At 53.3% G+C, this 21,129-nt stretch carries 14 protein-coding genes and 3 pseudogenes; 8 read left to right on the top strand and 9 right to left on the bottom strand.

From position 1 onward, the window contains the following. The first annotated feature begins 181 nt into the window (after positions 1 to 181). Positions 182 to 2,555: pseudogene (locus JCM25143_RS21440) on the top strand (TonB-dependent receptor). A gap of 298 nt (positions 2,556 to 2,853) precedes the next feature. Further along, the gene (locus JCM25143_RS07620) at positions 2,854 to 3,936 is read left to right on the top strand and encodes an IS5 family transposase (protein WP_199897851.1); all 1,083 of its coding nucleotides are present in this window, start codon (positions 2,854 to 2,856) and stop codon (positions 3,934 to 3,936) included. Between the two features lie 178 nt (positions 3,937 to 4,114). Here the strand turns inward: JCM25143_RS07620 and thrS are convergent, their stop codons facing one another. The 3 genes from thrS to JCM25143_RS07605 are packed head-to-tail and all read right to left on the bottom strand — an operon-like array spanning position 4,115 to position 7,055. Then, on the bottom strand, positions 4,115 to 5,992 hold the full coding sequence (gene thrS, locus JCM25143_RS07615; protein WP_234395106.1) for a threonine--tRNA ligase: 1,878 nt from the start codon (positions 5,990 to 5,992) through the stop codon (positions 4,115 to 4,117). Between the two features lie 41 nt (positions 5,993 to 6,033). Beyond that, positions 6,034 to 6,540, bottom strand: a complete 507-nt coding sequence (locus JCM25143_RS21435) for a Fur family transcriptional regulator (protein ID WP_081773521.1) — start codon at positions 6,538 to 6,540, stop codon at positions 6,034 to 6,036. Then, complete coding sequence (locus JCM25143_RS07605; RefSeq protein ID WP_267879925.1) at positions 6,537 to 7,055, bottom strand: DUF1826 domain-containing protein; 519 nt, start codon at positions 7,053 to 7,055, stop codon at positions 6,537 to 6,539. The genes JCM25143_RS21435 and JCM25143_RS07605 overlap by 4 nt, the downstream gene beginning before the upstream one ends. A gap of 297 nt (positions 7,056 to 7,352) precedes the next feature. On the opposite strand from JCM25143_RS07605, the pseudogene folE reads away from it, so the two are divergent. The 5 genes and pseudogenes from folE (at position 7,353) to JCM25143_RS07580 (ending at position 11,489) form a co-directional block, all read left to right on the top strand. Continuing rightward, positions 7,353 to 7,963, top strand: a pseudogene (folE, locus tag JCM25143_RS17830) (GTP cyclohydrolase I FolE). Then, positions 7,960 to 8,469 carry a phosphoribosyl-AMP cyclohydrolase gene (hisI, locus tag JCM25143_RS07595; RefSeq protein ID WP_025860613.1) on the top strand — a complete coding sequence of 170 codons (510 nt, stop codon included), beginning with the start codon at positions 7,960 to 7,962 and terminating at the stop codon, positions 8,467 to 8,469. The pseudogene folE and the gene hisI overlap by 4 nt, the downstream one beginning before the upstream one ends. Before the next feature lie 13 nt (positions 8,470 to 8,482). After that, positions 8,483 to 9,711: pseudogene (gene zigA / locus JCM25143_RS17825) on the top strand (zinc metallochaperone GTPase ZigA). A 36-nt stretch (positions 9,712 to 9,747) separates the two neighbouring features. Next, positions 9,748 to 10,911 (top strand): S-(hydroxymethyl)glutathione dehydrogenase/class III alcohol dehydrogenase, encoded by a 1,164-nt coding sequence (locus JCM25143_RS07585; protein WP_025860612.1) that lies wholly within the window; start codon positions 9,748 to 9,750, stop codon positions 10,909 to 10,911. Between the two features lie 17 nt (positions 10,912 to 10,928). After that, on the top strand, positions 10,929 to 11,489 hold the full coding sequence (locus tag JCM25143_RS07580) for an LbetaH domain-containing protein (RefSeq protein ID WP_025860610.1): 561 nt from the start codon (positions 10,929 to 10,931) through the stop codon (positions 11,487 to 11,489). Between the two features lie 151 nt (positions 11,490 to 11,640). Here JCM25143_RS07580 and JCM25143_RS07575 read toward each other — a convergent pair whose 3' ends face one another. The 5 genes from JCM25143_RS07575 to JCM25143_RS07555 form a co-directional block, all read right to left on the bottom strand. Continuing rightward, positions 11,641 to 12,711 carry a hypothetical protein gene (locus JCM25143_RS07575; protein ID WP_025860609.1) on the bottom strand — a complete coding sequence of 357 codons (1,071 nt, stop codon included), beginning with the start codon at positions 12,709 to 12,711 and terminating at the stop codon, positions 11,641 to 11,643. A 2-nt stretch (positions 12,712 to 12,713) separates the two neighbouring features. After that, on the bottom strand, positions 12,714 to 13,010 hold the full coding sequence (locus JCM25143_RS07570; RefSeq protein ID WP_025860607.1) for a type II toxin-antitoxin system RelE family toxin: 297 nt from the start codon (positions 13,008 to 13,010) through the stop codon (positions 12,714 to 12,716). Next, a complete protein-coding gene (locus JCM25143_RS07565; RefSeq protein ID WP_025860606.1) occupies positions 13,000 to 13,242 on the bottom strand; it encodes a type II toxin-antitoxin system RelB/DinJ family antitoxin in 243 nt (80 codons plus the stop codon). The genes JCM25143_RS07570 and JCM25143_RS07565 overlap by 11 nt, the downstream gene beginning before the upstream one ends. Positions 13,243 to 13,720: 478 nt before the next feature. After that, a complete protein-coding gene (locus tag JCM25143_RS07560; RefSeq protein WP_025860604.1) occupies positions 13,721 to 15,574 on the bottom strand; it encodes a UvrD-helicase domain-containing protein in 1,854 nt (617 codons plus the stop codon). After that, the gene (locus JCM25143_RS07555) at positions 15,571 to 17,538 is read right to left on the bottom strand and encodes an ATP-dependent nuclease (RefSeq protein WP_025860603.1); all 1,968 of its coding nucleotides are present in this window, start codon (positions 17,536 to 17,538) and stop codon (positions 15,571 to 15,573) included. The genes JCM25143_RS07560 and JCM25143_RS07555 overlap by 4 nt, the downstream gene beginning before the upstream one ends. Before the next feature lie 505 nt (positions 17,539 to 18,043). Here JCM25143_RS07555 and JCM25143_RS21960 point away from each other — a divergent pair. After that, positions 18,044 to 18,802 carry a hypothetical protein gene (locus JCM25143_RS21960; protein ID WP_148300046.1) on the top strand — a complete coding sequence of 253 codons (759 nt, stop codon included), beginning with the start codon at positions 18,044 to 18,046 and terminating at the stop codon, positions 18,800 to 18,802. 677 nt (positions 18,803 to 19,479) lie between these two features. On the opposite strand, the gene JCM25143_RS21955 is transcribed toward JCM25143_RS21960, so the two are convergent. Next, a complete protein-coding gene (locus tag JCM25143_RS21955; protein WP_148300045.1) occupies positions 19,480 to 20,193 on the bottom strand; it encodes a hypothetical protein in 714 nt (237 codons plus the stop codon). Positions 20,194 to 21,129: the final 936 nt, after the last annotated feature.

Here is a 21,129-nt window from a genome sequence, read left to right as displayed (position 1 = left end):
TCCACTTGGGATCTGTGACAGTGAGTGTGCTGTTTTTTGGCCTCGCATCAAACGGATGGTCATAAGTGTGTAGACTTCAGGTATATTGCTTGTCCATGCGCATGATAATAACTCGCATTAACATATGGCGCGATACATGTTATGGCTCCCTCATCAGTCAATGTGATTTGTGTGAGAAAAGATGAGAAAGCATAGAAATCTGAACCAAAAATGTAAAAATGGTTTTGTCTCAGTGACAGCTGCAGGAGTAATGTTATCCGCTGCCATAAATGCTCATGCCGAATCTTCATCAAAAGACATCAAGAAAAAGCATTCATACAAGGAAAACGCCAAATCTCAGAAAAAAAAGGACGAGATATCAGAGGGTGAAGTAGAAAGTCTGATAGTAACCGGGCATGGTTTCAATACAATGCACGATTATCTTGGTTTGTCTCGCATGCCGCAAGATGTGATGCACACGCCACAGACAATTAACGTTGTTCCCCAACAGTTAATGCAACAACAAAATGTTAAATCTTTGGACGAAGCGCTCCGGGATGTACCTGGTGTCACTTCATCAATTGGTGAAGGGGCAGGGGGGATGAACGGTGATCAATTTCTCATCCGAGGCTTTCAGGCGCAAAATGATATTTATGAAGATGGGTTAAGGGACTACGGAGTTTATTCAAGAGACTCCTTTAATATGGAAACTGTTTCTGTTATTAAAGGCCCGTCATCAGAAGTATTTGGTAATGGAACGACTGGTGGAGCGATCAATATGATCACAAAAACTCCAACGCTGGTTAACCGTGCTTCGGCTGAGTTTTCTGGAGGATCTGGTAATTATTATCGCGGTACACTTGATGTAAATCATAAAATAAACGAAACGACGGCGTTTCGAATCACAGGAATGGGCGATGAGCATGACATTGTTGGACGTGACTATATTTATTCGCACCGTTGGGGCGTCGCACCTTCAATAGCGTTTGGATTGGGCGAAAAATCAACCTTAATATTGCAATATATGCATCAACAAGAGAATTCCATACCGGATTTTGGTGTGCCTGTTGTTACAAAACCTGGTGCCGCTTATGGTCAACCTATTACCGAGTATGGGGTGCGCCGTACAAACTTCTACGGTACAAGCAGCGATCAAAATTCGACAAATGATAATATGGAAACAGCACGATTTACTTATAAACTTAACGACCATATCACATTTTATGATGATCTAAGAGGTGGGCAGTATTATAGAACATTTGCTGGCTCGAAGGCTACTTGTGACAGCACGTGCGTGAATAATTATTTTTCTGGCACTCCAGCAGATGCGCTGGTTGCTCGATCGGGGCCTAATGGAGCAGGAAATGGACTTGGTGCAGGAACTTATATGGCGCCCTTACCATACCAGCAACAGAGCTGGTCTGTTCAGAATGTCTTTTCTATGGTGGCAAACTTTAAAACTAGTTTTTTAAGGCATCAGCTTGTAGCTGGTTTTGATATTGAGAATGTTAGCGACAGTCGGCAGCAATATACGTATTTAAATGCCAAACCATATGCTAGTTTAGTCAATCCCAATCCGAATGTAGGTAACCTGAATTTGGTTCCCGGAAATTCAAATCCGGGCGGTCTAGTCAATCTTGGCGGTATTGGTGCTAAAGCTAATAGTAATGGATATGGATTTGACACTGGAATTTTCCTCTTTGACCAAATTTGGTTCACAAATTGGTTGTCTATTAAGGGGGGGGGAAGATGGGATCGTTGGCAAACCGCATATAATGTAACGGGAGGTGATGTCTCAAAATATCCTGATAAACATTTCCATGACGTCAGCGGTGTATTCAACCCAAGTGTAAGTCTAATGATTACGCCTGATAGTCACCAGACATATTACTTTACATGGGCAAGCTCTACTACCCCAATGGGTATGTATGTCACAAACGGCTCGGTTCCTATTCGCCCAGGAACGACTTCTTTTGCCAGCCCAGAAAAATCACAACTTTATGAAATTGGCGCCAAATATAGTATTTTCCATGATCGTATTGGACTAACAGCTTCTCTTTTTCGCCTTGATAAGGGGAACGCCTTGAATGCAGATCCAGTAACAGGTGAACTGGAGGGGTCGTCGGACAAGCAGCGCAATCAAGGTCTTGAGCTGTCGGCTGGTGGCGTTATCCTGCCAGGCTGGAATGTTACGGGAACTTATGCACTGTATGATAGCAGCACAACAACCTCTAGTACTTCTTCTAATTTGGGGAAAAATATTCCCTATGTGCCCCATAATCAGGCGACTTTTTGGACTGCGTACAATGCGTTTGCGAGCAAGCCTTACAATTTTATGATTGGGGGGAGGCGTTACGTGGCGTCAACATGTGTGGCTTAATGCAGCTAATACACTGAGGGTGCCGGCTAATGTTGATTTTAGTGCTGTTATTTCACACCGTTTCGACGAACATTGGAAAATATCAATGAATGGATATAATTTGGCTAACCGTTTAAATTACCAAAGCTTGTTCTCCAATAGAGCGACACCATCTACGGGAAGAATGTTTATCGGAGAGGTTAAATATACATACTAGAGGGTGTTGTATCCCTTTTCGATAGTCTTTCTGCTGCATTTTGAAGGGCTGCGGCGATGTGTCTGGCTTCGGCACGATCGTCCCAATCGGCTGGCCCGACGTGGAGTGACGTGCCCCCTTTTTTGTATCCACTCAAAAGGAGAGTTCCCGTTTTTTATGGCTTGGGGTTGGTGGGATGACAAGCGTCTCGGGGGCATGCCCCCGAGACACTTGTCTGGCGACCTAGAGGGTTCGAAAAACCCTCTGTTATTGAGGTCTGCTCTGTGATTCCATTTTCCTTGCGTTGATTGGAGTATGGATCATGAAGCAGGCGGGATTTTTTGACGTTGAAGAGCGGCTTGCCCGGCTGAGCGGGCTTGGTGATCAGCTCGAAGCATTTTCCCGGACTGTGGATTTTGAAGTCTTCCGCCCTGACCTGGAGAAGGCTCTGGCGTATTCTGACGGAAGCAAAGGCGGACGACCGCCATTTGATCCGGTGCTGATGTTCAAAATTCTGGTGATCCAGACGCTCAACAATTTGTCTGATGAGCGGACGGAATATCTGATCAACGATCGCCTCTCCTTTATGCGTTTCCTTGGTCTGGGACTTTCGGATCGGGTGCCGGATGCCAAAACACTCTGGCTGTTTCGCGAGCGTCTGACCCAGGCGGGTGCGATCGATGGGCTGTTCAACCGCTTTGATGCGACCCTGCGCAGCGCGGGCTATCTGCCGATGTCAGGCCAGATCCTGGATGCCACACTGGTAGCGGCTCCAAAGCAGCGGAACACCAACGCAGAGAAAGCCGATCTTCGGGAAGGACGTATTCCTGAAGACTGGCAGGACAGGCCGTCAAAGCTGTCGCACAAGGATCGTCATGCGCGCTGGACGCTAAAGTTCACCAAAGCGAAGCGGCAGGATGATGGAACCATGCCATCCAGTGATCTCGCCATCCCGTTCTTTGGCTATAAATCGCATGTTTCCATCGATCGGAAATACCGGTTCATCCGGAAATGGAAAACAACGCATGCCGCCGCCAGTGATGGCGCGAGATTGAGAGAGGGGCTGCTGGATAAAACCAATACGGCCTCAAGTGTCTGGGCTGACACGGCCTATCGCTCAAAAGCCAACGAAGACTTCATGGAAAAGCAGGGATTTGTTTCCAAGGTTCATCGCAAAAAGCCGCATCTCAAGCCTATGCCCCGGCATATCCAGAAATCAAATGCTGGAAAGTCGGTCATCCGCTCGCGTGTCGAGCATGTCTTTGCCGATCAGAAGTCACAGACGGGGCTGTTTGTCCGGACTGTCGGTATCACCCGAGCCACCATGAGGATCGGCCTGGCCAATATCGTCTACAACATGCGCCGCTTCCTCTTCCTCGAAAGATTGAACGCGAGCGCGTAGTCATTCAGCAGGGGACAACACTCGATCTGCTCAAAACGCAGATCGAATCCTACCCCAGATAGCGTCAATCAGCACGCCAAAAGCCCAAAATCAAAACCAAGATACATCAACCAATAGTTCTTCGATCCCTCCAGGTCAGTGGACTTGTAACCGGTCATGAGAGCATTGCGCAGGCCCGTCATACGTCAAAGACCCGCGTCAGGCGACAATACGATGCATTGATCAGCCTGTTGATGGCCGTATCCGTGCTCATTGTTGGCGTTTCTGGATTTCCATATTCCCGGATGGAGACGGTTCCCGCTTGCTCTTCCTTCTTTCCGACGATCAGCAGCAAGGGCACTTTCGCGAGGCTGTGCTCGCGGATCTTGTAAGCAATTTTCTCGTTACGCAGATCAGATGCAACGCGGATGCCACGCTGGCGGAGCGTGTCGGCTAGATCGTGCGCGTAAGCGTCTGCAGCGACGGTGATCGTCGCTACCACGACCTGAACAGGTGCGAGCCAGAAAGGCAGGTGGCCGGCATGGTGTTCAAGGAGAATGCCGATGAAGCGTTCCAGCGAACCGAACAGGGCGCGGTGCAGCATGACGGGCGCATGCTTGTCCCCATCCGTACCAATATAATGAGCGTCTAGACGTTGAGGCAGATTGAGATCGACCTGAACGGTACCGCACTGCCAATCTCGTCCGATTGCATCACGCAATACGAACTCCAGCTTGGGGCCGTAAAAGGCGCCTTCTCCTGGATTACGCGTGTAGGAAAGGCCTGAAGCTTCGACCCCGCGCTGTAACGCTTTTTCCGAGCGGTCCCAGATATCGTCCGATCCGACACGTTTTTCAGGTCGGTCGGAGAATTTGATACGGACATCGTCGAAGCCAAAATCCTTATAGATCGAAAGCACGAGATGGCAGATCCGCTGTGTCTCGGCCTCCATCTGCTCTGGCGTACAGAAAATATGCGCGTCATCCTGTGTGAATGCGCGCACGCGCATGAGGCCATGCAGTGCCCCCGACGGTTCGAAGCGATGAACCTTACCGAATTCAGCCATCCGTAGGGGCAGGTCGCGATAGCTCTTCAAGCCATGACGGAAAACCTGCACACCACCAGGGCAATTCATGGGTTTGATGGCGTAGGTACGGCCCTCGGTCTCAGTGGTGAACATGTTTTCCCCGAATTTCTCCCAATGACCGGAAGTCTGCCAGAGAGACAGATCCATAATGTCTGGTGTATTGATCTCCACATAGTTCTCGGCCTGCTGGCGCTCGCGCAGATAAGCGAGAAGAGTCTGGAATAGTGTCCAGCCGTTCGGGTGCCAGAATACCGCTCCCGGTGCTTCAGGCTGGAAATGGAACAGATCCATCTCACGCCCGAGACGGCGATGATCGCGCCGTGCAGCTTCTTCCTGACACCGCTCCCAAGCTGCCAGTTCGTCGGCGTCACGACAGGCCGTGCCGTGAATCCTCTGGAGCATTGGATTGTTCCGATCGCCTTTCCAGTAAGCACCAGCCGTACCGAGAAGCCGAAAGGCGTGTCCGATCTGTCCTGTGCTGGCGAGATGCGGTCCCCGGCAGAGATCGACGAAGCCGCCCTGCCGGTAAAAGCTCAGGACGGCATCTGCAGGCAAAGATCGGATGATCTCGGCCTTGTAGGGCTGTCCATTTTCCCTGCACCAGGAAAGCGCTGTCTCGCGATCCCATTCCTCCCTGACGATCGTTTCGTCCCGGTCGACGATCTCATGCATACGGGCTTCGATCCGGACGAGGTCATCATCCGTGAAGGTGTGCTCAGCAGCGAAATCGTAGAAAAATCCGTGCTCTGTGGCAGGTCCTGTCGCGAGTGCGGTATCGGAAAACAGTTCGCTGACCGCTTGTGCGAGGACGTGTGCTGTGTCGTGACGGAGCAGGGGAAGGGCATCGGCGTCCGCACGGCAGACAGGGTCAGATGGTCGGTCTCCGGATGTAGGCGTGGTGAGATCGATGATAATCCCGTTCACACGGCGGGCGAGAACATCCTTTGGGGAATGTGATGCGGAACGGGAAGCGATGGTGGTCAATGACATGGGAGAACCTTGACGAATAAGGGCGATAAGAGGGCCGCGGCTCATTTGGGGGCGCGTGCCGGAAGGTCGTTCTGTAGGGGGTGTTGAGACGCGGGCGAGAAAGAAGGACGGGTAATGCACTGCGCGCAGACGCCCTGTAATTCCATCACCCGATGCCTGACCTGGAAACCAAGGGTCTCGGCTGCGCTGTCGATCAACTGACAGGATGGCGTGTTTTCCACCGCCTGAGCGGCGCCACATCGATCGCAGATACAGTAGACGAGGCGCGACGGATTGCTTGTCTGGATCCGAACGAAGGCATTTCGACTTTCGAGCCGTCCGACGAGCCCATCGGCGATCAGCTTTTCCAGGGCCCTATAAATTGTAGGCGGGGCGAGGGGGCGGCTATCCGGACGACTGACACACCGGAGGATATCGTAAGCTGATAACGGTAAATCTGTTTTAGTAAGCGCATCGAGCACATCACTCAGCAAAGACGTGGTCCGGCCATTTGGGGTATTGGAAACCGGATCGACGCTGCGAGAAGGCCGTGTGACACGTTCTTTCATCGGGAAACTGTATCCATCATAAGGATTGTCCCCGGCATCGGACCGTTTGGGACATTGGCCGGGAGACGATGGAAGCAGCCAGATTCGCTTTCAGCCGCGCCCTTGATAAACGCAACGGCGAAAGACGACAGGGCACTGACAATGCCGCTCTTCGGGTCCTGACTGCTGCACCACTCCGCCCCGGTGTGCCCATAGCCACAGATCAGCCTGAGTACATCGGGGGGCAATTCGAACGCAGCTTCACCACTAGGGGGCGTCATCAGTCGGATGTGCTGCCGGACGCCTCCTGTCAGAACACCGAACAGAGAGGACAGATCCCTGACATCAGTCAGAATGACGGGAGGCCAATCCTGACGCACAGCCGGGGTCTCAAGGCAATCCGCGATCTCCGAAGGCGTACCGAAGAGAGTGAGGGGAGACGGGGAGCCCGACCACTCTGTGAGGGATATCTCCCATGCTGCTGGAACCCTGCGGCCCCATACGACCATATCAACATCGGGCCGTTTCAGATCCATCACGACTGCCGCGTGGGCACAGGCGACCACATGCGGGGCGGGACAGGTTAAGGCGGCGTCTTTAGCCGCGTCGACCTTTGGCGCGGGCCAGCTCTCCATGAACAACATGGCACCGGGACGCTCCTGATCGTTGAAGACCGGAGTTTCTGGTTTCGGTGATGAAAGACGTGAGATTTCCGCCGTTGGCTGAGGCTGTGTGAAAATAGGCATGGTTCCGGAGCTTGACGGGAAGTGGCTGACACCCATAATGTTATATTATAACATAACATAACATAGTCAATGACGGGATGAGGCTGAATGGACGCACTGATTGAAACGGCCCGGAAAGTCCGGGCGCGACCGACACGGGCCCAGGCAGAAGAGGCGGTGCGGACTCTGCTCGCCTGGACCGGAGATAATCCTGATCGCGAGGGGCTTGTCGGCACGCCTGACCGTGTGGTGCGGGCCTATGAAGAGTTTTTCGAGGGGTATCAGGATGATCCGGTCGCTCTTCTGGAGCGGACCTTCGAAGAGACCGGAAACTATAACGAAATGGTGGTGCTGCGCGACATTCGGCTGGAATCCCATTGTGAACATCATATCATTCCGCTGATCGGTAAGGCGCATGTGGCTTACCTGCCGACAGGCGGGTGGTTGGCATCAGCAAGCTGGCGCGTCTCGTGGACGTCTTCGCCCATCGCCTTCAGATTCAGGAAAAACTGACGGCGCAGATCGCTGATACAATCCAGAGCGTTCTTCAGCCGCGCGGCGTCGCAGTCGTGATCGACGCGGCGCATCAGTGCATGACCACACGTGGGGTGCATAAGCCGGGTGTGAGCATGGTCACCAGTCGCCTGCTGGGCGAGTTCGAGACGTCGGAACCCTTGCGTCGCCAGTTCTTCGCTATGGCAGGAATGGGGGGCGTATGACGGGCGCAACTGTCTTTTTCGCATCAACCGCATTCCGGAAGCGCGTCTCTATCGAGCAGGTCGAGGAAGGAAGCGATCTTGCCCCGCGTTTCGACGCTAGCGGACTGCTGACCGTGGTCACGACAGACGCAGAGAGCGGTGATGTCATGATGGTCGGCGTCATGAACGCTGAGGCGCTCGCCCGTACCATCGAAACCCGAGAGGCGCATTACTGGAGCCGAAGTCGCCAGTGCCTCTGGCGGAAAGGTGCCACGAGCGGGTTGATCCAGCATGTCATCGAAATGAGGATCGACGACGATCAGGACGCAGTCTGGCTGCGCGTGCGCACTGCGGGCACAGGAGCGAACTGCCATGTGGGTTATCGAAGCTGTTTTTACCGGCGTGTCGATCTCCCTACTGATGAAGTCGTTTCAGCGTCATCAACAGAACTCGTCTTTTGCGAAACGCACAAAACCTTTGATCCGGTCGCTGTCTATGGCGACGTCCCAAACCCGACGCAGCTCTAGAGGAGAAACACCTATGGACAACAGGCTCCCCGTTACCGTGCTGTCTGGCTTTCTGGGCGCGGGTAAGACAACTCTGCTCAATCATGTGTTGAATAACCGCCAAGGTTATAAGGTCGCGGTCATCGTGAACGACATGAGCGAGGTCAATATCGACGCCGATCTGGTGCGTGAGGGCGGCAGTAATCTGTCGCGCACCGATGAGAAGCTGGTCGAGATGACCAATGGCTGCATCTGCTGCACGCTGCGCGATGATCTGTTGCAGGAAGTGCGGCGGCTCGCGGAGGAAGAGAAATTCGATTATCTGCTCATCGAATCTACTGGCATCGCAGAGCCGCTGCCCGTTGCCGCCACATTCGAGTTCCGCGATGAGAATGGCGTCAGCCTGAGCGACATCGCACGGCTAGATACGATGGTGACGGTCGTGGACGCGGTCAATCTCCTACGCGACTATTCCTCTAGCGATTTCCTGAAGGATCGGGGCGAAACAGCAGGCGAGGACGATGAGCGCGCACTGGTCGATCTGCTCGTCCAACAGATCGAGTTTGCCGATGTCGTGGTGATAAACAAGGTCTCCACCGCCACGCCGAATCAGGTAGACGCGGCACGGAAGATCATTCGTGCCTTGAATTCGGACGCCGATATCATCGATACCGATATGGGGCAGGTGCCAGTTGAACGGATACTGAATACCGGGCGTTTCGATTACGACAAGGCACATCAGCATCCGTTGTGGTTCAAGGAACTCTACGGCTTTGCCAATCATGTTCCCGAAACGGACGAGTATGGCATCCGTAATTTTGTCTACCGTGCGCGCCGTCCGTTCGAGCCCGCGAAATTCCAGGCCTTTCTTGATCGGAGTTGGTCTGGCGTCGTGCGCGCCAAGGGGCATTTCTGGCTGGCCACGCGCCCGGACTGGGTGGGCGAAATGAGTCAGGCCGGAGCCTTGTGCGGAGCGAGGCGATGGGACTTTGGTGGGCCGCGATTCCGAAAAATGATTGGCCGGATAGCGATCAGTGGCGCGACTTCGTGTTGGGGAACTGGGATCCGGTCTTTGGCGACCGGCGTCAGGAAATCGTCTTTATAGGCACCGCGGAGATGGATGAAACAGGCCTATGTCGGGCACTGGATGACTGTCTTGTGCCGGACCTCGGAGACACCGCTTTTGAGCCGTCACGCTACGTAAGCCTTCCTGATCCCTTTCCGGTTTGGCGCCGTCAGCCGGAAAGTCTTGAGTCGGCCTGAACGAGCAATCACACATCATTACTGAGGACTATTTTTATGAAAACCCGAGCAGCTATTGCGTGGGAACCTAACATGCCGCTTGAGATCGATCTGGTTGATCTCGAAGGCCCGAAAGAGGGCGAGGTTCTGGTTCGCATCGTGACCACGAGCCTGTGTCATACAGATATGTTCACCCTGTCGGGGCATGATCCAGAAGGACGCTTTCCGTGTATTCTCGGTCATGAAGGGGTGGGTATCGTCGAGGATGTCGGCAAAGGCGTCACCTCTGTTGTCCCAGGTGATCATGTCATTCCGCTCTATATTCCCGAAGACCCGAACTGCCCAATGATCCGCTCGGGCAAGACCAATCTCTGCTCGACCATCCGTGAGACACAGGCGCTTGGGCTGATGCCAGACGGCACCAGCCGTTTTTCATACAAGGGCCGGCAGATCTTTCATTACATGGGCACCAGCACGTTCAGCGAATACACCGTGCTGCCCGAAATTGCCGTGGCGAAGATCACTAAAGATGCGCCGCTTGCCAAAGCCAGCGTCATGGGGTGCGCCGTCCCGACAGGTATGGGTGCTGTGCGGAACGCCGCGAAGGTGGAGCCGGGCTCGACCGTGGCTGTCTTTGGTCTCGGCGCGATTGGCATGGCCGTCATTCAGGGGGCTGTCATGGCTGGTGCCGCAAGGATCATCGGCATTGACACCAATCCAGCCAAGTTCCTGCTGGCCCGAAATCTGGGTGCGACCGATCTCGTCAATCCGATCGATCATACCGATCCAATCCAGAAAGTGATCGTGGAGATGACGGGGGGCGGCGTGGATTATTCCTTTGAGGCGATCGGTCGGGTCGATGTCATGCGTGCGGCCCTTGAGTGTTGCCATAAAGGCTGGGGCGAATGCACGATCATCGGTGTCGCTGGGGCTGGCGAGGAGATCTCGACGCGGCCTTTCCAGTTGATCACAGGGCGGGTCTGGCGGGGCACGGCCTTTGGGGGCGTAAAAGGGCGTTCGCAGTTGCCCGGCATGGTCGATGAATGGCTGGCGGGCAAGTTCAGCGTCGATCCCTACATCACCCATAACATGACGCATGACCGGATCAATACAGCATTTGATCTTCTGCATCGGGGAGAGGCCATTCGCTCTGTCATGCACTATCAGCCAGGCGAAACCCTGTCGAATGACCTGCCTGGCGTAATTCTGACCGATCTTTAAGGAGACGAAACGTGGCTATGCTGAGACCAAATCCGCGTGGTGATTTCCCCGTTGTTTCTGAAAGCGCCTTTGTCGACCCGACCGCGATCCTGTGCGGTCATGTGATTGTCGAGGACGATGTCTTCATCGGCCCCTATGCCGTCATTCGTGCCGATGAAGCCGATAAAAATGGCCATGTCGAGCCCATCCGGATCGGGAGTGGATCAAACATTCAGGATGGTGTTGTCATCCACTCGAAAGATGGTGCGGCCGTGACAATCGGATCGCGCACTTCAATCGCCCATCGCTCGATTATTCACGGTCCCTGCACTGTTGGAGACGAGGTATTCGTTGGCTTCAATTCCGTGATTTTCAACTGCACGGTCGAACATGGTTGTGTGGTGAGACACAACTCCGTCGTTGAGGACTGCGTCTTGCCTGCGGAATTCTATATTCCATCCACGACGACGATTCATTCGAATACGGATCTGCTGACGATCCCGCAGGTCACGCAAGATGCGACAGCATTTTCCGAAAGCGTCGCGGAGATGAATGTCAGTCTGGCGCGGTCCTATCGACGCATTGCCAATCAGCTTTAGTGCTTCCGTCAAGGGGCGCACGTGAATGGGTGTGACCCTTTTGGGATAAGTGGAAACCTGTTCTCCTGAGAAAAAGGTGGAGGGTTTTTCGACCCCTCCATCTACTTTGACCCATTCCATTTTACGAAGATGATGAACGAGGCAAGTCACTCTACGCAGTCAGTATGACGCTCTCTGCTTCGTTCATTGCCGCCTCCAGCTCGGAGAAATCGGGTTGCCACCGGGGTAAAGGCTTAAACGTCTCCTCGACCGAAGTAACATCGTGCTCGACAGGAGCGGCACCCTCTCCCAACGCTGGCCGCCCCCTTTTACGCCCCGGTACAGGTTTTTCCCGCGCGCCAATCGCTTCACGGAGCGGCGCAAGATCCTTCAGCGCAAAGAGACGTCGCGCAGCACGGTGCGTGACATCGACGACCAGCCCCCGCTCGACGAACCGCTCCAGCAGCACGCACGCCGCCTGAACCGACACCGGCAGCCGCGCGGCCAAAGTCGTGGCTGAAATCACGGGATGGGCGGCAATGATGTCGATGGCCAGAGCCGCTTTCGAATTACGCCGCTGATCACCGGCCTGCGCCCGCGCGTCCCGCCATGACCGCTCCAGCGTGTGAACCATATCTCTGATCCCGGCCGCTTCGCGCTCCAGAGCGCCCAGCCATGTAGGAAGCCAGCGCCGCTCATCCCAGGAGCTGCCCGTTCGAAATGCCGCCGCTCCCGTTACGGGATACAGGCCGCCAAACACCCCTTCTTTCTGCCATAGCCGCACAAGCGCCCCACGGAAGGGGGCACGCGCCTCACCGCCTTCGATCCACTCCCGAAAGGCCAGCGCACTGCCCCACAGCACACCCAAGCGGCCAACCGGCAGGGCTGCACGGCCGAGCGCTTCGGTCATGCGCTCTTCCTGAGATGCTGAAGCCCGTGCAAGCCACTGATACTGCTCAAAAGCGTAACGCAGGGCATCGACCTCGCTGCCCCGCTCGTACACATCGTGGCCGCGTATGCGCGGTCGCAACCCCTCAAGGCTCGCGGCCAGCTGCCAGGGGTCGATCAGAAAGCCATCCACGGCCGCGCACTGCCGGGCTGCTTCCAGCCGCGCCCTGAACAGCACGGCCTCGCGCAGAGGGTGACGGCGCAGCTGCTGGTCGAGGGCGCCAAATGCCAGGGCAGTACGGGTCAGGGCGGCTGCTACATCGTCTGGGCGAGCGGCAAGACGTTCGATGCGCATACTCAGAGCCTTTTCCCGGCCTGTTCATAGGCCCTGGACTGGTTCCGCTCGCCAATCGCCAGAACGAGTACGACAACCTGGCTGTCGATCACCCGGTAGACAAGCCTGTAGCCGCTGGCCCTGAGCTTGATCTTGTAGCAGTCACCCAGCGTACCAGACAGGCGGGCGGCCTCAACCCGGGGGGCTTCCAGCCGTCTGGCCAGAACTTTTTTGAATTGTATCTGGATTGTGCGATCAAGCCCGCGCCACTCCTTCAGGGCGCGCGGGTCGAACTGGAGCGTATAGAGCTCACAGCTCATCCAGTGTCACCGTTACAGGGGCTTGTGGTGTGGCAAGACGTTCACGCACCACCTGCAGCAGATCCGCGTCCTCACTGGAGAGGACATGCCGCGAGACGGGCAGTTTTCCGGTCTGCACGACATATTCGAAGGTCTGGCGGATCAGGTCGGACGGCGTCACGCCCAGCTCCGCGAGACGGGCATAAGCCTGATCCTTCAGGGTGCTGTCGATCCTCAGATTGATGGACGCCATACTTTTTTCTCCTTGCCAGATACGCACAAAATACGCCTTTACAAACGTGAAGGCAAGGAGTTCCAATTCACTCTAACTGACCATTAGCTTGAAAATAGATTATTTTCTCATTTCTGCCCCCTCCCCCGGCTTTATGTCCGATAAGTTCTCTTGTCGGACATAAAAAAATCCGGGCACAAAGCCAGTCGATTGTCGAAATTCCTTAATTAGGAGAATTCCAGCTTCCATGCCGACGATTCACTCCATGTCCATCTTAGGGGGAGAGCAGACAGTCGGCTAACGCGCGTGGTAAGCAAAAAGCTGCTATTCGGTTGCACGTTGCTCACGACCGACATGCGCTAGTATCTAGTCGCCCCATCCGCATGAGAGCATGCTCCAAATCCGACACTCTTGGTCGTTGCCCTTATCAGTCGGGTTGGGAGATTTGCCGCTCATCTCGCAATGAGCTGCGGACATGATGAGAAGATGTTTGTCGCGCTTAGGCGATGTCCTTGCTCGCGATACGAGGCACGTGCGCACCAAGCAGACTTTCCAGCCAGTTAATCCTGCCGCCGCGATCTCTACAGTTGGTGAAGAACGCGCGCTGTTTTGCGCGCGTGAGTGCCACAAAGAACGAGTTCATCTCCTCCATTTTGTTAGGGGTTAGGCTCCACCAGCTGTTACTATCAAGGCCGAAGAAGACAACCGTATGGAACTCCATTCCTTTACTCTTGTGGATGGTCATCAACGGCACTTGGTTACGCCCTTCGAAGCGGTCGAGCGCTTGGCTCCAACTGTCGGCATCGCCAAGGCACTCGGACAGCAGGAGTTCGAAACCTTCCACCACGCGAGCGAAGTCGGCATTGCGTGTGTATGACGGTGTCACGCGCCTTATGACCGCCTCGCCTATTTCCTCGATTAGGAGAGCGACAGCACCCACTGCGTTGGCAGCACGCGGATCATGCGAGGTAATGTAGGCCCTGATCGATTTTACCAGAGCTTCGGTGCGCGCCGCCGATCGTTGGAGTCCGAGGTCGTCGTCAAGAGATATAGCCTCCAGCCTTCGTAGCTGCTCTTGAGCCAACGACCATGCCGCGGGGTTTCTTTTTTCTGCCCCAAGCCTCAGTAGCGGAAGGAGAAGCTCGGCGAGCTCTTCGGCGAGCAAGTCTTGGATCGCGATCGAGCCGACATTCCGTGCGACGTTTCGAAGAGGGACGCCGAGTTCGGCAAGAGCCGGGCCTAATTCTTTCTCCAAAAGTTCGGGGCGGTTCCGCACAAGGACTGCCAGTTCATGGGCCGGAATACCGTCACCGACCTGCTCGGCTATCCAGCCTGCCAGGCCTTCGATTTCTTCCTCTTCGCTTCCGAAATCCCAAATCGCGCAGACATGTCCATCGACCGTCTTTTTCCCGCGCGCAACCGCATGCTCTACATTGGGGTCGATGCTTTGCGCGACGATATGCTGGATCGCCACGAGATCGGTATGCGAGCGCCAGTTCAAGAGTAGCGATATGGGTCTTGCATCGAACTGCTGCGTGTACACCTCGAAGCCGTTCGGCATAGCGCCCGCCCATCCCATGATGCGCTGCTTGTCGTCTCCGACCGCGGTAAATGTGTTATGGTTTTTGTCAAAGGCGGCGGTGAGCAACTCGAACTGAGCGCGCTGCGTGTCCTGGAACTCATCGAGGAAAATGACAGGGTAAGTCATCCGGATCGCGGCGTGGATACGGCGGTTGGCGCGTACGAGATACTCTGCAAGACGATTTATCATCGGAAACGTCAGATAAGCGGTGGGTCGCCCATGCAACTGATCGTTCCAATATTTGTCGAATACGGTCTGAACGTTGGCTGGTATGCCTTGGTCAGCATCGCCGATCCGGACGTATGCGATAATGCGCACGAGTTGCTGAGCATTGATGCCGTGAATTCCGGCGCGCATCAGAAAGTCGTCTAACGCATCTTTGGTCGGAAAGGCGATCTCATAGTTTGCTGGTGGCCTGTACTGGGCCGGCACCGCCATCCGAAACTGATCGACAAGCCCTTTGGCAAATGCATCGAATGTCAGGGACACAAACCGCCGAGCCTGTCCCTCTGGACACCGTTTCCGCACGCGGGCCGAAAGCGTCTCCGCGGCGTCGCGCTTGAAGCTTATCGCAAGGATTCGTTTGGGCGCGGGACAAAGGCCGGTCTGTAGAAGGTAGGAGGCTTTTTGCGCAAGGAACTCAGTCTTGCCCGCACCCGCTCCGGCAGTGACGCATACGCTGCGGTCAGTTTCCCGAAGTGCCTCCCAAGCGCGATCTTCGAGTTCTTCTATGCCTTGAGGCACCCAGTCTTCAGGACGAACGAGGCTCATGAGATAACTTTACGCTTAACGTAAGCGATGAGCTCTTCCAGTTCTTTTGGAGCTTCCTTTTTAAGGTCTTGCGGCTCTATTTCGCTCAAGGCGCGGAGATGGGCTTCGGGCTTGCTCTCGCTCAGGAACAGATACGGATACCAGATAAAGCTATTGTCCCATCCGTCGTCGTAAAGATCGGGATCGCCTTCGGTCTTCAGCGTGATATTTTTCTTGTCCTTGAGCGCCTTCGCACTCTTTTTGGGGCCACGGCCGCCCGGTCTCGGCTTCTGGTAAACGTCTGGGAACACCTCCAGCATCGAAAAATCGATATCGAGCGGGGATGAAAAGAACACGCCTTCTCGTCTCAGCGCCTTGAGCCACGGATGGTTCTGATCTTGGTCAATGAGTTCCTGGTTGTCGATCTTGTCAAGCTTATCGAGATCGATTTTCCCGTCGATAACGAACCTGTTGGCGGTGAGGTCGTTCCCAACGGCAGCGAGTTGCTCCACAACATACTGCACCGTCTTCGCACCTCCGTGCTGTCGTCCGGCATCGAGGTCCAGTAGGGTCGCATAGGGGATCTTAATATCCGACAGGAGACGCCAGAAATGAGCTACGAACCGTCCTGCCAACGGCACAATAGGAACGAATGATCGGTCAAGCGGGAAGTCCGATACCTCGGCGATGGCAGGGAGCACGATCGCCTCGGATTCGCCCTCAGCCAGCACGACGAACCGTGCGAAGTATAGTTCGGGATAAGCACGAACGGCCAAACGCACATACCTACGAGCTTCGGTGCCATCTTCTGGAAGGGTAAGGAGCTTCACCGAAGACTCGCGGGTCTCGGTGTCTAGGCGAGCGTATCGCACTTCTTCGGGTTCTACCCGGCTAAGAATGCTGGCGCTGTGACTAGAAAGAATCACCTGCGCATCGGCAGCGCCGCCGATGTCGCGTGCCTGACGCATGATCCGGGATAGGAAGAACGGCGAGAGGGAGTTTTCCGGCTCTTCGATTGCAAGGATTGTTAGAAAAGTTCGGCGAAGTTTCTCCTGATCGAACACGCTGCTCGCTGGCACCTCCTGTAAAGCATCGCGTTCGATTTCGAGTGTCGCTGCAGTCAGTGCGATGTGGAAAAGAGAGCGTTGTCCATCGCTGAGATCTTCGAGGCGGCGCTCCCGCGCGGCCTCGTCCGGAAAGAAGACAAATTCCGCGCGCCGAACGAGTTCTTCAAGTCTGGTTTCGACCAGTCTGAGCTTCGGGGTCGTGTCCGTGTCTCCGGTGTACACTTCCGACCATCGGGTTTTGAGCCGTTCCAGAATAAATTCCGTGACATCTTCGGCATCAAATTTGTCTTGAAGCGCGCTCGCCGAGGTCTCTGCCTGTTCAATCATCTCCTGAGACCATTTCGCCGCACGCCATAGACGTCCTTTGAGTAGATTCGTGACCTGATCGGCTGCGTTGCGGTTGGCGGGGACATATATCAGCTGGATGAAGTTTCGCTCGACGGCTTGTACCGCCTGACACTCGTCCCAAACGAAATGGTCGTCCGTTGCGCGCACCCATCGGAAGGCCTCCTCTATCGTTCCTTCGGGCGTACCGTCGTCGATCCACTTTGCTTCGAGGCGCATACGCACCTTCAGCGGCTCGTCTTCTCCGCTCGTGGCCATCTGATTGAAGACTTCGGGTATTGCATCCGTATCCGCATCGTCCTCTTCCAACTCCGGGAAGCCAAGCAAACAGTCGATCACCATCAGGGTTTCCGACTGGAGTTCCTCGTCTTCCATGGGCACATGGAAGTCAGATTTCCGGATCGTCCGTTGGGTGCTCGATGTGCCGAAGGCTTTTTGAATAGCAGCGAAAATCGCCGTCTTGCCTGAGCCGTTGTTGCCGACAAAGGCCGTAACAGCATCTTCGAAGGTGAGCGTCACTCCTACTGGCCCAAAGCACCTAAAGTTGCGGATAGTCAACTGCTCAATTTTCATAGATTCCCCCTACGATAGGTAGCCGCCAATAGCTGTTTGTCTTATCGTCTAATCCAGACCTGACATAGCGCATTCGGCCCAAGGTAATAACTGAAGTTTGCGCAGGTCATGTCTGCTGCGCAGAAAGCGATATGGGCAGCTGTATGTTCGAAAAGAAGGCGACTGCCGCCTGTATGCTTCTGCATCACTGAGCGGACAGACAAATCAGGGAGGGAGAAGCGACTGTCAGCTTAGGGATGTTGAAGCGAGCAAGCAGACGCCACATTCCTTAATAAGGAGGCAGCTTAATACTGGGGCGTGCAAGTCTCGAGGTTTCTCGTTCTGACCCATATCGGGAATTGAGGTAAGTATTATGTAAATTTCCGCCCCTTTTAAATATTGGAAGGTCATGCATTCGAAATACGAAAAGTAAATAATAATCACATTGACAGGTCATTAACCCAAGAATACAAATTCAATTTCCTTAAAAGGTGCGAAAAATATTATGCTTCGGCCCACTCCGTACGTGAATGAAAACGAGGACATTCAGCCTGGAGTTATGATCTCTCGGCTAGCTGTTCTTAATCTTTTTAAAGCTATTGGCAGCGCACCATTATCGTACTTCAGGCTTGGTGAACGCGACATGCAGGCTGAAATTTATCATCGCTGCCGGAATACATTCACACATCAAAATATTTTCAGGGAAGTTGGAGGAAATCCCATAGATCAGAATCAGATACTGATAACAATTGAAAGTAGCAAAGCTGCCGGGCCCGCAGGACGAAACTTTGGCGTTCACCTCGAAGGAACCATCCATCCAGATTTAATGTTTCATGATCCTTTATCAATGAATGATCAATGGTGTGCAGTAGAATTTAAGCGTATGTCAAATAATACGGACGAAAATGCGATCAAAGCTGACCTTGCCGCCGTCAATGATTATGTGACAGGGCCTCTTCGTTTTTTACGTTCTATTTTTATACTAAATAATGTTCCAATCCATCCAATTTTACAGACAGGTGTTGGAAGGACTTACCGGGCGAATACAATACGAGACTGGTTCTGTGAGGAGGCCAGAAATGAGGGACCCAATGGCCGTTCTAGGTATGTAGAACTGTGGGTTATCGAAGAAGGAAGACGATTCGAAGTAAATGGTATTATCAATGATTTGGATAGTTTAATAATAAGACGGATATTCTTCCACGGCCAGAACAATGGCGGCAGAAATCGCTTTGAAATACAAACATATTCCCGGTCGCGTTCCCGCCTTAGATTGTTACAATAATAGCGCTCCTTCGTAACAAACCGGGCACTCTGATAGCTCTATCGGGTTCAAGTTGCATTGGGTATCCGCCTTGAATGTCCGCTATGCGGAATAGTGCTTCAGGTGGTTTATGTCCACAAGGAAGGCGAATGCCGCCTGTCTGCTCCTGTATCACTGAGCAGACAGGCGGATCAGGGGGGGGCGGAATGTCCAGTTCTGGCGCGTAATTTACAATACCGGACATTCGTACGGACTAAAGTTTGTTAGGCGTTCCATAAAAGACTGAAAAAGCCGATTCCTTCATCAAACCCAGCGACATGAAATAGAGCTTTCCTAAGACCATCTATGCCAGGGGTTGTTAGGTAATGAAAAGCTGGGCCGCGGTCCACTAAGGGCCGAATTCCGAGGGTAGAGATCGCCATTTCGCGCCATTCTAATGACGCCAGAAGATAACCGACACCGTCTAACGCAGGTTGCGTGGCGGAGCTTTGCCCTTAGACCGCACCGCCTCGATCAGAAGCTCCCAGTCCGCCACGCATCATCAGACATCGCAGACTGCATCACGCTCATCATGAAGAGCCATGTAGACCCATAATATCTTCAAGCCCTAACAGGGCCTAACGCGGTGTCGGTTCCTCATCAGAGAACATAGGAGGTCGAGAGTTCGACCATCAATAAATATCGATATCACAGTGTTCTCACATGAAATCTAGATCCAAACTCTCTAACGAGAACCCCGACCCGCGACCTTTCAACGGAAGGTCAACAAAGTGATAGAACCGAATTATGGATTTCGGAATGGAAAAAGCGCGTTCCCACTCAAGAGGCATTGGTGAAGGAAGTGAGAGCTCATCATCTCCTATGCCGATTACACTTCTTTGGTGAAAAATAGAAATGAATGTGCGAACAATCTCAACTTCTTTTTGAGGGTTCGGCCTGTCTAGACGAACATGCAATCCAGTGTAGCATGAACGGTCGGTGTTACTATGCGTGGTGTTTTCAACCTGGAACAGCCACCAGTCCCAACCATTAGACACGATTGCAGCAGCGCTACCGAAAGCATCGAGATAAGTTAGAGTCTGGTCAATCGCATTTTTAAAGCCGCCATTTCCTCCATGCTTGGAACCAAAAATATTTACCTTGGCACTTTTTGCTTCTATTACGACAGAAATATTAGTATCTTTTCTGCTCTTATAAATAAGGTCAGGGTATAATTTACGTCCATTATACGAAACAGAGGGATCAATAGTAGAGTGCAGATCTTCTCTACTAAAACCCAATACATCTGTTAAGATTGGCTCGATTGCACGACGAAGAGTATCTGTCTCATTTGTGCGATGGCTTATCGTTTTAAGAAATTTACGAATCAGATCTAAAGCCGCTTTTGCTTCATCTTGACTAGCCTCGTACACTCGGAAGACGGGTAACGCCGGGTCATCTGCAGAGTTATTCAGAGTTAATCTCCTTGATAATGAAGTGTTTCAAGCTGGCTTATTCGAGGGACTATTTTCCATAGTCCATTTTCGTTGCTCAAATAAGCTTGTTACTGCGTCACAGGAACACCTGCTCTACAGCGGCATAGCGCTCGCTGCAAAAGTCAGTTGCTTCAATGAGGGCGGAATCGAGATTTTTCACCCGCTGATCTTGAAACCGCAGACACCTACAGGAGAGAAGCAACCCAAAGGTGAAATGGCGGACACTGACACGTCCGCTATCCGGAGAATGGCTTGGGTAGCTATATGCCCGATATGAGGACGGAAGCAGACCCGTGCGTTGATAAAAACGTGGTCGCGTTTTGTCACCTAATTAAGGGCCTTTTTCGCATCAATAAGGGACATTCGCATAATTAAGGGTATCAATAACGTGCTGGAATATCGGAATATTGACTAACGTAATTAAGGAATTTCGACAATCGAAAAAAACCAGAATATGAGGATAATGAGCCTAAATCGGGCTTTCCAGCCGCGCGGAGCGCCTGTGCAAACCACAGGGTAAAATGCTCGCTCACTCGCGGACCAGAGAGCAATTAAATTATCACACGCTGCCCAGCTTACCGCTGGGTGGCCGCTTCTGCCTCATCTCGGACGCTCAGAATGCTGCATTACTGTCCGCATAGCAGTCATACGTTACAACTGGCCGTAAGCAGTTCATGGCAAACAGTCTTCGATGTTGCGAGGCATGTGCATCATGTCGAATATGTTGCCACCGTTTGTCAATGAGGCAATATTTTGGCTAAAAGGCAACAGTGCCTACTGCGGTTAAGCCCTCGAATTTAGTAGGACTCGTATTCTTATGGGTAATTTCATATGCCCGAAGAAACGCGTTCGTATTGAAGGCAGATAGATTAA

This window comes from Acetobacter papayae JCM 25143 (assembly GCF_000613285.1).
GTDB lineage: Bacteria > Pseudomonadota > Alphaproteobacteria > Acetobacterales > Acetobacteraceae > Acetobacter > Acetobacter papayae.
Note: the sequence above shows the minus strand (reverse complement) of the source record. Positions and strands in the feature narration are given on the sequence as shown.

Excerpts from the sequence above, each read along its gene's own strand:
- JCM25143_RS07555 (WP_025860603.1), bottom strand. The coding sequence starts at position 17,538 with ATGAAAATTGAGCAGTTGACTATCCGCAACTTTAGGTGCTTTGGGCCA.
- JCM25143_RS21435 (WP_081773521.1), bottom strand. The coding sequence starts at position 6,540 with ATGAAAGAACGTGTCACACGGCCTTCTCGCAGCGTCGATCCGGTTTCC.
- hisI (WP_025860613.1), top strand. The coding sequence starts at position 7,960 with ATGACGGGCGCAACTGTCTTTTTCGCATCAACCGCATTCCGGAAGCGC.
- thrS (WP_234395106.1), bottom strand. The coding sequence starts at position 5,992 with ATGTCATTGACCACCATCGCTTCCCGTTCCGCATCACATTCCCCAAAG.
- JCM25143_RS07585 (WP_025860612.1), top strand. The coding sequence starts at position 9,748 with ATGAAAACCCGAGCAGCTATTGCGTGGGAACCTAACATGCCGCTTGAG.
- JCM25143_RS07580 (WP_025860610.1), top strand. The coding sequence starts at position 10,929 with ATGCTGAGACCAAATCCGCGTGGTGATTTCCCCGTTGTTTCTGAAAGC.
- JCM25143_RS07570 (WP_025860607.1), bottom strand. The coding sequence starts at position 13,010 with ATGAGCTGTGAGCTCTATACGCTCCAGTTCGACCCGCGCGCCCTGAAG.
- JCM25143_RS07605 (WP_267879925.1), bottom strand. The coding sequence starts at position 7,055 with ATGGATCTGAAACGGCCCGATGTTGATATGGTCGTATGGGGCCGCAGG.
- JCM25143_RS07575 (WP_025860609.1), bottom strand. The coding sequence starts at position 12,711 with ATGCGCATCGAACGTCTTGCCGCTCGCCCAGACGATGTAGCAGCCGCC.
- JCM25143_RS07565 (WP_025860606.1), bottom strand. The coding sequence starts at position 13,242 with ATGGCGTCCATCAATCTGAGGATCGACAGCACCCTGAAGGATCAGGCT.
- JCM25143_RS07560 (WP_025860604.1), bottom strand. The coding sequence starts at position 15,574 with ATGAGCCTCGTTCGTCCTGAAGACTGGGTGCCTCAAGGCATAGAAGAA.